The sequence below is a fragment of the Alteriqipengyuania sp. genome, from assembly GCF_964222115.1.
In the GTDB taxonomy this organism is placed as follows: Bacteria; Pseudomonadota; Alphaproteobacteria; order Sphingomonadales; family Sphingomonadaceae; genus Alteriqipengyuania.
This window is the reverse complement of sequence record NZ_CAXQBM010000015.1, coordinates 1-14,760: the sequence shown is the minus strand read 5'-3', so window position 1 is coordinate 14,760 and position 14,760 is coordinate 1. Positions and strand designations below refer to the sequence as shown.

The following is a 14,760-nucleotide window of genomic DNA, read 5'->3' as shown; positions in this document are numbered from 1 at the left end:
GCCCGGCCAAGAATTTAGGAGACCACAACCATGGCTATGTCAGGCGGCAGCGATGATGGCGCGCCGATGATGGAAATGAACATGACGCCGTTGATCGACGTCCTGCTCGTTCTCCTCATCATGTTCATCATCACGATTCCCGTGGCCACCCACGCGGTTAATATCGACCTGCCCACGCCCAACCCCGATCCGCCGCCGGAAAATCAGATCGACCCGATCAAGAACAAGATCGTGCTGACCCAGCAGGGCGAAATCCTGTGGAACGGCGACTCCATCGACCAGAGCGAACTGGTGCGTAACCTGGAGATCACCAAGGGCATCGATCCGGAGCCCGAACTGCAGTTCGAGCCGGAACCGCTGGCCAGCTACGATCTCTCGGCGCGCACGCTGAACGTCATCAAGGCGTCGGGCGTCACCCGCTTCGGCTTTGTCGGCAACGAGCAGTATCGCGAGTTCGGCAAGTAAGGTCGGGCACAGACAAGGGTCGCATCGCGGTGCAGCCAGCGATCAGGGGGCGGAGTAATCCGCCCCCTTTTTCGTGCCTGCTGGAGATTGACGTTCTGTTGCGCTAATCTCTTCCATGCAGGCCGAACGGTCGGCCTCGTGATGGGAGAGTGACAATGGCCTTTGCTCAGTCAGAGCGCCCCGCATCCACCCACATGGGCGACATGAACATGACGCCGCTCATCGATGTGCTGCTGGTGCTCCTCATCATGTTCATCATCACCATTCCGCTCACCACGCATACGACTGATGTCGATGTAGGCGCCGGAGAGGCCGGCCCGATCGTGGATCGCGTGATCAACAAGGTCGTGGTGACCGAAGGCGGCGCCGTACTCTGGAACGGCGATCCGGTTTCGCAGGCCGAACTCGACACCAATTTGCTGATCGCCAGCCGCCTGAGCCCCGAACCCGAGCTGCAGTACGAACCCGAAGCCAACGCAAGCTATGCGCTTTCGGCACGCACCATGCAGACCATCCACGCCTCCCCGGTCACGCGGTTCGGCTTCGTCGGGAACGAGAAATACCGCAAATTCGCGGCCGATTGAAACGCGTAGAGGGCCAATGGCGGCGCCAACGTGTCGCGGAAAACAAAGCTGGCTGACGGCGAGAATTGCCGTATGGGCAATACCATGTCGATCGCTGACGGCTACGCCCTCACCTACCGGATCCCGTCAATGGCGGACTATTTGCGCCTGCGCGAAGAGGCTGGCCTCACCCCGCGAGACGAAGCCGCTGCAAGCGCCGGTCTGCCCAATAGCTTCATCGCCGTCGTGATTGAGCACGAAGGCGAAGCCATCGGCATGGGCCGCATAGTTGGCGACGGGGCGCTGTTCTTCCAGATTGTCGACATCGCGGTCCTGCCTGCACACCAGGGCAAGGGGCTCGGCAAGGCGATCATGCAGGCATTGATGGAAAGGCTGGCAGAGCGAGCTCCGGGCCGCGCCTATGTGAGCCTGATTGCTGACGGGGATGCGAGCCATCTCTATGCCGGATATGGTTTCGAGCCAGTCGCACCCAAGTCGCAGGGCATGGCCATGTGGCTCGATCCCGCGGACGGCTGAACGGGGGTTAGTCCCCGCGCATGGCATCGCCTGCCAGCGTCTCTGCCTCCAGCAACAGCTCATCGTCGACCGATCCCTGCGGCACCGATTCGCGTCCGATCATAACCATGACCGGTACGGCCAATGGGCTGACCCGGTCCAACTGGACATGGACCAGGTCCGCTTGCGCCCGGTCGAGTAGGTCGCCGAGCCGCCCGACATCGGTCAGCCGCTCACGGGCATCGGCCCAGGCGGCTTCCAGCAGCACATGCTCCGGCTCATACTTGCGCAGCACGTCGTAGATCAGATCGGTCGAGAAGGTGACCTGCTTGCCGCTCTTGCGCTTGCCCGGATGCTGCCGCTCCACCAGTCCGCCGATCACCGCCACTTCGCGGAAGCTGCGCCGCAGCAGGTGCGAATCCTGTACCCAGTCGACGAATTCGTGCGCTAGGATATCCGGCGACAGAAGCGGGGTCGGATCCTCTACCGGCTTCAGGCCCCACACCGCGAGAGAATAATCGTTGGCGACGAAGCCGCCGGGCATCAGCCCGCGTTCCTCCATCCGCTTGGTAATCAGCATGCCGAGCGACTGGTTCGCGTTCCAGCCCACGAACGTATAATAGACGCTGTAATGCCGCTCGGCGCGGGGAAAGCTCTCGACCAGCAGGTTGTCCGGCCCCGGCATTTCGCTGCGCCAGTCCTGCATTTCCAGCCATTCGCGCACATCGTCGGGAAAGCGCGCCCAGCCTGCCCGATCGACCAGCATGGTGCGCACCCGGTCCGCCAGATGCGTGGTCAGCGGCATGCGCGCACCGCCATAGCTCGGGATCATCGCCGCCTTCGCCGATGCGCGCACGATCACTTCCATATCGCGCAGCTGCTCCACTTCCACTGTGGTACCCGCGAACTGGAACGTATCGCCAGCGGAGAGCTGCGCGGCAAACCGCTCCTCCACCCGGCCGAGCGAACGCCCGTTGCGAAAGCGCACTTCCAGCATCTCGGCATCCATGATGATGCCCGCGTTGAGTCGGTGCCGTGCAGCGTGCTGCGGGTGGGTGAGGCGCCATTCACCACTCCTGTCGCGCACAATGCGCTGGAACCGGTCATAGGCTTTGAGGGCATAGCCGCCGGTCGCGACGAAGTTCAGCACCCGCGCGAAGACTTCTTCATCCACCCAGGCGAACGGCAGGCAGCTCCGGACCTGTGCGAGCAAATCCGCCTCCTCGAATGGCGCGGCGCACACGCACGCCATCACGTGCTGGGCGAGCACGTCCAGCCCGCCGGGGCGGAAATCCTCCCCGTCGCGCTGGCCTTCATCGACCGCATCCTTGGCGGCCTGCGCTTCGAGGAATTCGAACCGGTTGCCCGGCACCAGCAGCGCGCGGCTGGGCTGGTCGAGCCGGTGATTCGCACGCCCCACACGTTGCAGAAGACGCGAGGAACCCTTGGGCGCACCCATCTGCACCACGCAATCGATATCGCCCCAGTCGACGCCCAGGTCGAGGCTGGCTGTGGCGACCAGCGCGCGCAGCTCGCCTGCCGCCATTGCACCGTCAAACTTCTCGCGCGCCTCGCGGCTCAGCGAGCCGTGGTGGATGCCGATCGGCAGCTTGTCCTCGTTCACATCCCACAGGTGCTGGAAGATATATTCGGCGAGGAAGCGGGTATTGGTGAAGACCAGCGTGGTGCGGTTCTGGCGCAGGATGTCGTAAAGCTGCGGGATCGCCCAGGTCGCCGCATGGCCGCCCCACGGCACACGGTTCTCGTCCGGCAGGAGGATTTCGACATCCGGCGGCGCACCCGGCTCGCCCTGCACCAGCGCAACCCGGTCTATCTCCCCCCACGGGGCCAGCCACGCGCGAAACCCCTCCTGGTTAGCCACCGTGGCGGACAGCGCGGCGCGCTGCATATCGGGCGCAATCGCCTGCAAACGCGACAGGCTCAGCGCGAGCAGGTCACCGCGTTTGCCCGTCGCGAAGGCATGAATCTCGTCCACGACGATCCGCCGAACGCCGGCGAACATCTCGAAACTTTCGGGATAGGACAGGAGGAGCGAAAGGCTTTCGGGCGTAGTCAGCAGCACATGGGGCGGCTTGTCCCGCTGCCTCCGTTTGCGATCGGACGAGGTATCGCCGCTGCGCGTTTCGACGCTGATGGGCAGTCCCATCTCCTCGATCGGAGCGAGCAGGTTGCGCGCCACGTCCTGCGCAAGGGCTTTCAGCGGCGAGACGTAAATCGTGTGCAGACCTTCCGGCGGTTTTGCGCCGCCCAGCCGAGACGGAGTGAAAGTCGCCAGGGTGGGCAGGAAACCTGCCAGCGTCTTGCCCGCGCCCGTATCGGCGACCAGCAGCGCATGATCGCCCCGGTCGCTGGCCTCCAGCATGGCACGCTGGTGCTCGCGGACGCGCCAACCACGCCCGGCGAACCAGTTTTCGATTTCAGGCGGTACGCCGGTGCCCGTCATGCAGTTCCAACGCACAACAGGCGCGTTGGAGCCGAGCCTCTATTCGGCGGCAGCATCCTCCATCGCATCGGCTGCATCATCGGCCGCCGAATCGATCGCGTCGTCATCTTCATCGATTGTCGGCTCCCAAGCGTCTTCGATCATAACCTCTTCTTCCATTGCTTCGGCCATCGCCATGCTTTCGCGCAGCATGGTCTGCTCGACACCAAGCAGCGCGGCGGCACGGCGCTGCTCGGAAGGCGTCAGGTCGTCGTAGCGGCGCGGCTCTGGCAGGCCATTACCCTCATTGCTCTCAATAGCCTCGACCACTTGCGGCAATCGTTCGAGCAATGTCGGAACCGACTGCATCATTCCCGCGATGACATGCTTGTCGGCCTGCACGGGCAGGCTTTGCGCAGCATATTTCGCTCCGGTCGGGGTGGCGAAAAACGCGTTCAGTTCGGCCAGCTCGGCGTCCGTAAAGCGCGCGGCGTAAGCTTTCGAGAGGCCTTCGCGCATGCCCGGTTCGATGATCTCGAACACTTCGCCCACCAGAGCGGTGACCTTGGACATGTCCGCAGTTGCGCGCTCTTCGTGCACGGGATCGAAAATGGCGGTCAACTCACTACGCTCTTCGCTGCTCAGGCTACCGGTCTGGTCGGTCGACAGGCCTGTATAGATCGCCAGATCGTCGGCACTCATCCCACCGCCCATTTTCGCCATTTCGAAGATGGGGCTGGTGAACGAATCCAGCATCTCGGTCATCATCGCGCCATAGACGCCCTCGGGCACGAGCGACCCGGCGACCTGTTGGGCCTGAGGAAGCCGCGCTTCGGCATCGGCAGTCAGGGGGTCCGCCTGAAACATGGTAGAGATCAGCGCCCCGATGATGGCCATCGCGAAGGGGTTGTCCTCGTCAGCGCCCATGCCGAAGAAATCGTCCTCGCCCTCGTCACCCTCGTCCGCCTCATGGACCTCGATCGTGACCTTGGGCGGGTCTTCCGCCGTATCCTGAGCCAGACCCGGTTGCGAAATGGCCAGCGATCCGATCGCTGCGGCGGCGATTGCGTATTTCTTCATGACGGTCCCCCTTCGTCTTCAAGATATCGAGAATTCAGTGCCCAGCCTGCGGCCCGCGTTCGAGGCCGGACAGCGCAAGTTGCTGGTCGATCTGCTCCATCAGGCGTGCGAGCCCATCCTCGCTGTCGCTCTCGGCGCGCGCGACCAGCACATCCTGCGTGTTCGAGGCGCGCAACAGCCACCAGCCATCCTCGGTAGAGACTCGCACGCCATCGGTACCATCGACTTGCGCAGGGCTATCCGCAAGCCGCGCCTTGACCTCTTCGATCGCAGCGAACTTGCGGGCTTCGTCGACCTGGAAGCGCATTTCGGGCGTGTTGACCATGGCGGGCATTGTGCCGCGCAGCTGCGTAACCGACTGGCCCAGCCGGGCTGCCGCAGCGATCAGGCGCACGCCCGCGTAAAGCGCGTCGTCGTAGCCGTAATAGGTATCCGCAAAGAACACGTGGCCGCTCATTTCGCCCGCCAGCGGAGAGCCTGTTTCCTTCATTTTGGACTTAATCAGCGAGTGGCCGGTCTTCCACATCAGCGGCTTGCCGCCGTGGCTTTCGACATGATCGAACAGCGCGCGGCTGGCCTTCACATCCGCAATAATCGTCGCGCCTGCGCGGCGTTGCAGCAGATCCTGCGCATAGATCATCAGCAGCTGGTCGCCCCAGATCACGCGGCCTTCACCGTCGATCGCGCCGATCCGGTCTCCGTCACCATCGAAAGCGACGCCGAAATCGAGATTCTTCTTGGCGACCAGTGTGCGCAGATCGGCCAGATTCTCCTCGACGGTGGGATCGGGATGATGATTGGGGAAGGTACCATCGACCTCCGAATACAAAACGTGATGTTCGCCGGGCAGCTTCTCGACGAGTTGTTCGAGCGCAGGGCCGGCAGCGCCATTACCCGCATCCCAGCCGATCTTCAGGTCCGCGAGCGCGGCCCGGTCGATCCCGTCGAGCCCTTCGAGCAGTCGCTCGACATAGGTATCGAGCAGGGGGCGCTCGCTCACCGAACCATTGCCATCCTCCCAATCGCCCGCTGCGGCGATCTCTCCCAGCCGCTGGATATCCGCGCCGAAGAACGGTCGGCCCTGAAACACCATTTTGAAGCCGTTGTAATTGGGGGGATTATGGCTGCCGGTTATCTGTATCCCGCCATCCACTTCCTCCGCTGACGCTTCTGCGAAGTACAGCATCGGCGTGGCGCCCAGCCCGATCCGCACCACGTCGCATCCGCTTGCTGTCAGGCCTTCGACCAGCGCATGTTCGAGCATGGGCGAACTTTGCCGCCCATCATATCCAACCGCGACAGTGCTGCCGCCCGCACGCCGCAGCAACGTGCCGAAGCTTCGCCCGATTGCCCGCGCATCGTCGGCTTCCAGCGTTTCGCCGATGATGCCGCGAATATCGTATTCGCGCAGGATGGTCGGGTCGAACGTGTGGCTCATGGTTGTCTCGCAGTGTCGGGAAGGTTGTCGATCAAGGTATCGCGCGCAGCGTTGGCTTCATGCACCTGGGCGTTGGTGCCGCCCATGTCGGGATGGACCTGCCGCACGAGCCGCTTGTGCGCTTCGATGATCTGCGCGTGGCTCGCCTCCGCCGAAACGCCGAGCAGCTTGCGCGCACGAAAGACCTGCTGCGCGCGCGTCGGCTTGGGGGCGAGGAAATCCCACGGCCATTTCCCGAACGCCCAGCGGCACACCACGCTGAGCAGGGCTGCGAGGATCAGGAACTTGATCATGCGGCCTCCAGCGCCCGATTAGCCCCTTCGGGGATCGGTAGGCGCAGGTTGTGCACCAGCTCGCGCAGTTCCTGCCGCGCGACGAGGTGGCTGGTACCCAGATCGCCGAGATAGCCCTTGTCGAGCAGCGTGAGCCCTGAGGGGAACAGTTCGCGGTAGATCACACGCTCGGACAGCCCGGAAGAAATGCGAAAACCCACGCGCTTGCTCAACTCGGTCAGCGCACGCTCGATCCGCACCATGTTGCGCGCTTCGGTGTGGCCGGTGCGGTTGCGCACGACGACCCAGTCCATTTGCGGCCGGTCCTGCTCGATCGCGGTCTTGCTGCGCGCCAGCCGCGCTTCCCAGATCAGCTCGGCATAGAAGCTGAGGCGACGCACCTTGAAGCTTTCCGCATCGACCTGGCCGATCAGGTCGAAATCTACGAAGCTGTCGTTCAGCGGTGTGACCAGCGTGTCGGCTTCCTTGGCGACATGGCGCGCGAGCGGGTCGTCGCGCCCGGGAGTGTCGAAGATCAGGAAGTCGACGTCTTGCGAAATCTCCTTCGTCTTTGCTTCCAGCGCTGCTTCATCGCCATCGGAGAAAACGGTGCAGGCCGCGGTTGGCAGCGAAATCTTGCGCCGTCGCGCCGTTTCGTCGCGATTTTCGAAATAGCGGTCCATGGTGCGCTGGCGATGGTCGAGGTCGATCGCCGCCACACGCGCACCCTGGTATGCCAGCGCCACGGCCACGTGCACTGCTGTGGTCGACTTGCCGGTCCCGCCCTTTTCGTTGGCGAAGACGATGCGGTGGGGGCGGCGGGCAGTCACTTGAGGTGCGATCCTTCTTCAAATTCGGTACGGGGCCGATTGCGAGGCGGGCACCCACGCGGCTAGGCCGACACCTGAATCGTCTATCGGAGGGCCCCGGGCCATGCAATCGACCATGCGAACCATTCACCGGCTCGACCAGCTTCGCAACGAAATCGCCAGCTTGCGGGCCGAGGGAGAGAGCGTTGCGCTGGTGCCGACGATGGGCGCACTGCACGAAGGACACCTGACGCTCGTCCGCGCGGCCCTGAAGCAGGCAAACCGCGTGGTCGTGTCGATCTTCGTCAATCCCACGCAATTCGGACCGAACGAGGATCTGGATGCCTATCCGCGCACGCTGGAGGCGGATTCGGCCTTGTTGGAGCAGGAAGGTGTGGACCTGTTGTGGGCGCCCTCGGCCGACGAGATGTACCCCGATGGCTTCGCGACCAGCATTGGCGTGGACGGGGTCAGCGCCGATTTCTGCGGTGCCAGCCGGCCGGGTCATTTTGCGGGTGTCGCGACGGTGGTCTGCAAGCTGTTCAACCAGGTGCGGCCCGACGTGGCGCTGTTCGGAGAGAAGGACTGGCAGCAGCTGGCGGTGATCCGCCGGATGGGGCGCGATCTCGACCTGACGCTGCCACATGTCGATGCCATTATCGGCGTGCCGACGGTGCGCGAGGAAGACGGGCTCGCGCTCTCCAGCCGCAACCGGTACCTCGACGCCGAACATCGCACCAAGGCGGCCGCGCTACCTGCCGCAATGCGCGAGGCGATAGCGAAGATCGAGGGTGGCGAGCCCGTCGCACAGGCTCTCGCAAAGCTCGAGCAGGCGCTGCTTTCCGGTGGCTTTTCCAAAGTCGACTACGCTGCGCTCGCCGATGCGCAAACACTCAAACGGATCGATGCACTGGGTGACCGCCCTGCACGTCTGCTCGTCGCCGCGCATATCCAGAACACGCGGCTGATCGACAATATGGCGGTTCGTTCGGGATAGAGGCTTGGAGTTTGACCCTTGGTCGCGGCAGCCAAAGCGCGACTGCGCGTCGGCCGGTTAGGCCGTAAGCCAAGCGGGCCGGATGGCCCGCGCCCGGCGTTTGAGGGGCCAAACAAACACCCAAACCGCCCTGCGGCGGTTTGGAGCGGGTAAGGGGAATCGAACCCCTCTAGCCAGCTTGGAAGGCTGGAGCATTACCACTATGCTATACCCGCCCGCTGCGGCCAGCCTTTGCCACCAGCGCCCCTCCCCCGTCAATCGCTTCTGGACGCCTGCGCCATTCCTTCTTGGCCCGCGTGCACGAAATCGCCATGGAGGACGGCCATGGCGCGACTGACGCATCTTGACCGGCTGGAAGCCGAGGCGATCCACATCCTGCGTGAAGTGGTGGCCGAGCTGCGCAATCCTGTGATGCTCTATTCCGCGGGCAAAGACTCAGCAGTAATGCTGCACCTGGCGCGCAAGGCCTTCCACCCTTCCACACCTCCCTTCCCGCTCCTGCATGTCGATACGACATGGAAGTTTGCCGAGATGTACGCCCTGCGCGACCGCGCAGCGCATGCAGCGGGGATGGAACTGATCGTCTGGCAGAACCCCGAGGCGAAAGAACGCGGAATCAACCCGTTCGATCATGGCGCGCTGCATACCGACCTGTGGAAGACGCAAGGGTTGAAGCAGGCGCTGGACCACCACGGGTTCGACGCGGCCTTTGGAGGCGCGCGCCGCGACGAAGAGAAAAGCCGCGCGAAGGAGCGGGTGCTCTCGTTCCGTTCGGCCACGCATGCATGGGACCCGAAGAGCCAGCGACCCGAGGTCTGGAACCTCTATAACACGCGGTTGCATGCGGGCGAAAGCCTGCGCGCGTTCCCGCTATCCAACTGGACCGAGCTCGACATCTGGCAATATATCATGGCGGAGAGGATCGAGATCGCCTCGCTCTATTTCGCTGCACCGCGCCCGGTGGTGGAGCGCGATGGCCTGTTGTTGATGGTTGATGACAACCGCTTCCCGCTGACGAAGGGTGAGCAGGCGCAGACCCGTTCCGTCCGTTTTCGCACGCTCGGCTGCTACCCCCTCACCGGCGCAATCGAAAGCGAGGCCAGTTCTATCGAGGCGGTGGTGCAGGAGACGCTGCTGACCTCCAGCAGCGAACGGCAGGGCCGTGCGATCGACCGCGACGAGGGTGGCGCCGGAATGGAGAAGAAGAAGGCGGAGGGCTATTTCTGATGGCCGACGCCGCTGACCGCTCCTACCGCCCCGATGCTCTTATCGCACAGGATATTGGCGCGTATCTGGCACGCCATCGCGACAAGGACCTGCTGCGCTTCATCACATGCGGCAGCGTGGACGATGGCAAATCGACGCTGATCGGGCGGCTGCTTTACGACACGCAGCAGGTGTTCGAGGACCAGCTGGGCCAGCTCGCCAGCGACAGCGCTAAGGTCGGAACGCAGGGGCAGGCGCTCGATTTCGCACTGCTGGTCGACGGCCTCTCAGCCGAACGCGAGCAAGGCATCACGATCGATGTCGCTTACCGGTTCTTCGCGACCGAAAACCGCAAGTTCATCGTCGCCGACACGCCGGGGCACGAGCAATATACGCGCAACATGGTCACCGGCGCCTCCACCGCCGATGCCGCCGTGTTGTTGGTCGACGCGCGCAAGGGCGTGCTGAAACAAACGCGCCGCCACGCCTTCATCGCGCACCTGCTGGGAATCCGCCATGTGATTCTGGCAGTGAACAAGATGGACCTGGTCGATTACGATGCGGCCGTATTCGAGGCTGTGCGTGACGATTTCGTAGACTTCGCCAAAGCCCTCAACTTCAGCAATATCGCCGCCATTCCCCTCTCGGGTTTCAAGGGCGACAATGTTGTCAGCAGGTCCGAGCCGATGGGCTGGCACGATGGCCCGACCCTGATCGAACAGCTGGAAGCGATACCCTGCGGTCAGGCGGATGAGCGCGCTTTCCGCATGCCCGTGCAGTGGGTCAATCGGCCTTCGCAGGACTTTCGCGGGTTTTCGGGACTGGTCGGCGATGGCGCGATCCGGCCCGGCGATGCGGTGCGTATCCTGCCTTCAGGTGCGCAAAGCACGATCGATCGGATCGAGACATTCGAGGGGCCGCTGGACGAAGCGACCGCAGGGCAGGCGGTCACGCTCGTCCTGAAGGACGACGTCGATTGCAGCCGTGGCGACATCATCGCCTCGGCAGACGATCCCCCGCAGGTCGCGGACCAGTTCCGCGCGCACCTGGTGTGGATGGACCGCAAGGCGATGAAACCGGGGCGCGGCTACTGGCTGAAGCTCGGTACGCAGACGGTCACCGCGACGCTCCAGCCCCCCAAATATGCGATCGACGTAAACGACCCGACCGGATCGGGCGCGCATCTTGCAGCCAAGACGCTGGAATTGAACGATATCGGCGTTGTCGAACTGCGGACCGAACGCCCGGTTGTTTTCGAACCCTACGAAAGCAGCAAGGCGGTGGGCGGATTCATCCTGATCGACAAGGAAAGCAACGCGACCGCCGCCTGCGGAATGCTAGATTTCGCGCTGCGCCGCGCACAGAACGTCCATTGGCAACCAACCGATATCGGGCGCGAGCACCATGCGGCAATCAAGAACCAGAAGCCGCTGGTGCTCTGGTTCACCGGGCTTTCGGGTTCGGGCAAGTCGACCATCGCCAATGCCGTCGAGACCCGGCTCGCTGCGATGAACCGCCACACCTACCTGCTCGATGGCGACAATATCCGCCATGGGTTGAACAATGACCTGGGCTTTACCGAGGCCGACCGGATCGAGAATATCCGGCGCATCGGCGAGGTCGCAAAGCTGATGGCGGACGCCGGACTGATCGTTCTCACCGCCTTCATTAGCCCGTTCCGCGCCGAACGGCAAATGGTGCGCGAAATGCTGCCCGAAGGTGAGTTTATCGAGATTTTCGTCGATACACCGCTCGATGTCGCGGAATCGCGCGATGTGAAGGGCCTCTACAAGAAGGCACGCGCAGGCGAGATCAAGAACTTCACCGGGATCGACAGCCCGTACGAACCGCCCGAGCAGCCCGAGATCCGGGTCAACACGCTCGACATGACAGCTGATGAGGCAGCCGAACTGATTCTTTCGCGGATCATGCCACTTTGACGCGCGAAGTGTCGGACACGCAACTGGCAGCGCAGCTGGCGCACAAGGCGGGTGAAATTGCGCTCGCCCTGCGTGCGGAGGGCCTCCTGCAAGGTCGCGCGCTGGGCGATGCGGGAGACAAGGCGGCCAATGTCTTCCTGATGGCTGCCATTCGCCAGCACCGGCCCGCCGACGCCATCCTGAGCGAGGAGAGCGAAGACAGCGAAGCTCGTCTTGGTCATTCGCGCGTGTGGATCATCGATCCGGTCGACGGGACGCGCGAGTTTGCGGAAGGGCGGGATGACTGGGCGGTCCATGTCGGGCTCGCCGTGGACGGGATAGCGCAGATCGGCGCGGTCGGCTTGCCCGCATTGGGCAAGGTATTGAGCAGCGATGTGGACACGCGCACTCAACCGCATCCCGTAACGGGCAAGATCGCCGTCAGCCGCAGCCGACCGCCGGCCGAGGCCCGGAAAGTAGTCGACCAGCTCGGGATGGAGCTCCTGCCGATGGGTTCGGCGGGCGCGAAGGCAATGGCTGTGGTCCGCGGCGAGGCAGACGCATACCTGCACAGCGGCGGGCAGCATGAGTGGGATAATTGCGCGCCGGTCGCGGTCGCCGCAGCGCACGGATTGCATTGCTCGCGGATCGACGGGTCGCCGCTACGCTACAACCAACAACACCCTTCGCTTCCGGACCTTCTGATCTGTCGACCGGAGCTGGCGGATCCGATGCTGAAGGCAATCGCGCGCTAGGACGCAGGCCTTTTCGCAGCGCCGCCATTGCTGCCGGATTTGGCAGCGCCCTTCTCCGGAGCCGATCCCGGCGGGCCCGCAGGCGCAGGCTCGGCAACAGGGCCCGGATCGGGGATGGTCGCGCCCTCTGGCACCAGGATAGTGACTTCGACCCGGCGATTGGCTGCGCGGCCACGCTCGTTCGGCTCACCATTGGGCAACAGATTGGGCTGGATCGGGTTCTGCCCGCCGAAGGGGATGATTCGGATCGCATCCTCGTCCAGCCCGCGCTTTTCCAGCCAGTCGGCGACCGCCTGAGCACGCTCCTCCGAAATGCGCATGTTCACGGCGTCAGAGCCCCCGGCATCGCTGTGGCCGCGCAGGATTACGCGCTCGACCTGCTTCCACTGATCGGTCTCGAGCATGGCCCTAAGCTCGGCGAGCGCTTCGTCGCTCAGTTCAGAACCACCCTCGCCGAAGGGGATTGTCGCCCGCAATGGCTCGAGCGGGATCGGTGGCCGTTCGACCTCGATCTCGGGCCGAATGATCGAAGCCGTCTCGGTTTCCTCTCCATCGATGGCTTCGTCCATGGTCGGCACAGGCTCGGGCACCGGTGCCGGTTCGTCCGAATCGCAGGCCGCCAAGACGGCTGCCAGAGCTAGAATTGTCATCCGGCCACGCATGGCCACCTCTCCCTTGATTGCTTCCTTCATGCCGGCTTCGCCTGTCCGGCCTTGGCCTCACGCTTGGCCGATTCCGCCTCGGCCCTTTTAAGCTGTTGCGGTGAATAGGTTATAACGATGTCGCCCGCGCGCGGCTCCGGCTTTGCCGCATGGGTGAAGAACCGCATCGTCCCGTTTTCCCGTAGCAGCAGGAGCATATGCGCCTGGTCGCCCAGCTTTTCACGCGCATCGGCAATCGTGAATTCGTCGGTCAGCTTGGTGCGGCGGAATGTCCAGCCTTCCTGCTGCCTTTGCTCGACTTCACCCACGCCGAAGCCCGATTCGAACAGCGCACGCCCACGCAGGGAGCCGGGCAGCGCGCGGCGATCGTCGTCCACCGCTTCGCCCAGCTGGTACACGCTATCGCGCCCGATCTCGTGCGCGAACTCGTTGCACACCAGCGCATTATAGGCCTCGTTCTCGGTCGCGGCGACCAGTACCTGATAGGGGTTGAGATCGAGGTTGTGCTCGGTTGCCTCGTTGAGGATTTCGCCGTGGTAGAAGGGCAGGCCCTCACGCCGGGCCGCGGCCAGCCGCTGCCAGCTGGAATCGACGATCATCACCGGCGTTTTCAGTTCGTGCATCTGTTTCGCGAGGGCAATGGTCCACGAGGTGCTGCCTGCGATCAGGAGACCCGGCCTGCTGGTGCCCCGAACCTTGAGCGCCTTGGCCACGATATCGACGGTAAACCCGTGCGCCACGATCGTGGCCACGACGACCGCGAAGCTGAGGCCGATGAGCACGTTTCCGTCGCCATAGCCCAATTCGTTCAGGCGCAGCGCGAACAGGCCGGAGATCGCGACCAGCACGATCCCGCGCGGCGCGATCCAGGCGACGAACAGCCGCTCGTTCCAAGGGATCGGGCTGCCAAGCAGGCTGATCAGCACGGTCGCGGGGCGGACGAAGAACAGCAGGACCAGCAGGAAGGCGCCGAAACGCCAGTTGAGATATTGCAGGTCCTCGTAATTGAGCGATGACGACAGCAGGATGAAGATGCCCGAGACGAGCAGGACCGCGATATTCTCCTTGAACGGGTGAATGCTGCGCAGGCTCGACACATCCATGTTGGCCAGCGCCACACCCATCACGGTCACTGCGACGAGGCCGGCCTCGTGCTCGATCATGTTGCTGACCACGAAAACCGCGATCACCATCGAGAAGAGGACCGGCACCTTGAGATATTCGGGTACCGCGCCGCGCGGGAAAAGATACGCGATCAGCCACGCAGCCGCGTAGCCGATCAGGCCGGAGATCACCGCGGCCACAATCAACGGCGGCACGACTTCGAACAGCGATGCGCCCGGAGCCTCCGCCACCTTGCGGAAATATTCGTAGGCAATCACCGCACACAGCGCGCCGGTGGGATCGTTGACGATGGCTTCCCACTTGAGGATCGATGCAGGCCGCGTCTGCACGTTGGATTGGCGCAACAGGGGCAGCACCACGGTTGGCCCGGTCACCACCAGGATCCCGCCAAACAGGATCGCGACGGGCCAGACGATACCCGCGACATAATAGCCGGTAACCGCGCCCAGCGCCCAGCCCACGATCACGCCGAGGGTCGCCAGCCGCCAGACCGCGCTGCCCGAATGTCGC

Annotated in this window: 14 protein-coding genes and 1 tRNA gene; 7 read left to right on the top strand and 8 right to left on the bottom strand. The window is 63.7% G+C overall.

Annotated elements, in window-relative coordinates:
• The first annotated feature begins 30 nt into the window (after positions 1-30).
• The 3 genes from ACEQXE_RS02290 (at position 31) to ACEQXE_RS02280 (ending at position 1,565) form a co-directional block, all read left to right on the top strand.
• Complete coding sequence (locus ACEQXE_RS02290) at positions 31-465, top strand: ExbD/TolR family protein (protein ID WP_370177267.1); 435 nt, start codon at positions 31-33, stop codon at positions 463-465.
• A 155-nt stretch (positions 466-620) separates the two neighbouring features.
• Positions 621-1,049 carry an ExbD/TolR family protein gene (locus ACEQXE_RS02285; RefSeq protein WP_370177266.1) on the top strand — a complete coding sequence of 143 codons (429 nt, stop codon included), beginning with the start codon at positions 621-623 and terminating at the stop codon, positions 1,047-1,049.
• A 30-nt stretch (positions 1,050-1,079) separates the two neighbouring features.
• Entirely contained in the window at positions 1,080-1,565 is a 486-nt protein-coding gene (locus ACEQXE_RS02280) for a GNAT family N-acetyltransferase (RefSeq protein WP_370177265.1), read from the top strand.
• Positions 1,566-1,572: 7 nt separating this feature from the next.
• Here ACEQXE_RS02280 and ACEQXE_RS02275 read toward each other — a convergent pair whose 3' ends face one another.
• The 5 genes from ACEQXE_RS02275 to ACEQXE_RS02255 are packed head-to-tail and all read right to left on the bottom strand — an operon-like array spanning position 1,573 to position 7,607.
• Positions 1,573-4,008 carry a ligase-associated DNA damage response DEXH box helicase gene (locus ACEQXE_RS02275; RefSeq protein WP_370177363.1) on the bottom strand — a complete coding sequence of 812 codons (2,436 nt, stop codon included), beginning with the start codon at positions 4,006-4,008 and terminating at the stop codon, positions 1,573-1,575.
• A gap of 39 nt (positions 4,009-4,047) precedes the next feature.
• Positions 4,048-5,067 carry a DUF2059 domain-containing protein gene (locus ACEQXE_RS02270; RefSeq protein WP_370177264.1) on the bottom strand — a complete coding sequence of 340 codons (1,020 nt, stop codon included), beginning with the start codon at positions 5,065-5,067 and terminating at the stop codon, positions 4,048-4,050.
• 34 nt (positions 5,068-5,101) lie between these two features.
• On the bottom strand, positions 5,102-6,505 hold the full coding sequence (gene pgmG / locus ACEQXE_RS02265; RefSeq protein WP_370177263.1) for a phosphoglucomutase/phosphomannomutase PgmG: 1,404 nt from the start codon (positions 6,503-6,505) through the stop codon (positions 5,102-5,104).
• Complete coding sequence (locus tag ACEQXE_RS02260; protein WP_370177262.1) at positions 6,502-6,798, bottom strand: DnaJ domain-containing protein; 297 nt, start codon at positions 6,796-6,798, stop codon at positions 6,502-6,504. The genes pgmG and ACEQXE_RS02260 overlap by 4 nt, the downstream gene beginning before the upstream one ends.
• Positions 6,795-7,607: a division plane positioning ATPase MipZ gene (locus ACEQXE_RS02255; protein ID WP_370177261.1), complete on the bottom strand. Its 813-nt coding sequence runs from the start codon at positions 7,605-7,607 to the stop codon at positions 6,795-6,797. Before ACEQXE_RS02255 ends, ACEQXE_RS02260 begins: the two co-directional genes overlap by 4 nt.
• Positions 7,608-7,722: 115 nt before the next feature.
• On the opposite strand from ACEQXE_RS02255, the gene panC reads away from it, so the two are divergent.
• Positions 7,723-8,583, top strand: coding sequence for a pantoate--beta-alanine ligase (gene panC / locus ACEQXE_RS02250; protein ID WP_370177260.1), 861 nt, complete (start codon positions 7,723-7,725; stop codon positions 8,581-8,583).
• Between the two features lie 141 nt (positions 8,584-8,724).
• Here the strand turns inward: panC and ACEQXE_RS02245 are convergent.
• A tRNA-Gly gene (locus tag ACEQXE_RS02245) sits at positions 8,725-8,798 on the bottom strand.
• A gap of 109 nt (positions 8,799-8,907) precedes the next feature.
• Here ACEQXE_RS02245 and cysD point away from each other — a divergent pair.
• From cysD to ACEQXE_RS02230, 3 genes are read left to right on the top strand one after another with little or no spacing between them, the layout of a single operon-like run.
• Complete coding sequence (gene cysD, locus ACEQXE_RS02240; RefSeq protein WP_370177259.1) at positions 8,908-9,810, top strand: sulfate adenylyltransferase subunit CysD; 903 nt, start codon at positions 8,908-8,910, stop codon at positions 9,808-9,810.
• On the top strand, positions 9,810-11,729 hold the full coding sequence (cysN, locus tag ACEQXE_RS02235; protein ID WP_370177258.1) for a sulfate adenylyltransferase subunit CysN: 1,920 nt from the start codon (positions 9,810-9,812) through the stop codon (positions 11,727-11,729). Before cysD ends, cysN begins: the two co-directional genes overlap by 1 nt.
• A gap of 8 nt (positions 11,730-11,737) precedes the next feature.
• The gene (locus tag ACEQXE_RS02230) at positions 11,738-12,463 is read left to right on the top strand and encodes a 3'(2'),5'-bisphosphate nucleotidase CysQ (RefSeq protein ID WP_372520216.1); all 726 of its coding nucleotides are present in this window, start codon (positions 11,738-11,740) and stop codon (positions 12,461-12,463) included.
• On the opposite strand, the gene ACEQXE_RS02225 is transcribed toward ACEQXE_RS02230, so the two are convergent.
• Both ACEQXE_RS02225 and ACEQXE_RS02220 read right to left on the bottom strand, forming a co-directional pair.
• A complete protein-coding gene (locus ACEQXE_RS02225; protein WP_370177256.1) occupies positions 12,460-13,155 on the bottom strand; it encodes an OmpA family protein in 696 nt (231 codons plus the stop codon). The two genes, ACEQXE_RS02230 and ACEQXE_RS02225, sit on opposite strands and share 4 nt — an antisense overlap.
• Positions 13,152-14,760: cation:proton antiporter (locus ACEQXE_RS02220; protein ID WP_370177255.1), on the bottom strand; the 1,609-nt coding region annotated here is incomplete at its 5' end. The genes ACEQXE_RS02220 and ACEQXE_RS02225, both read right to left, overlap by 4 nt.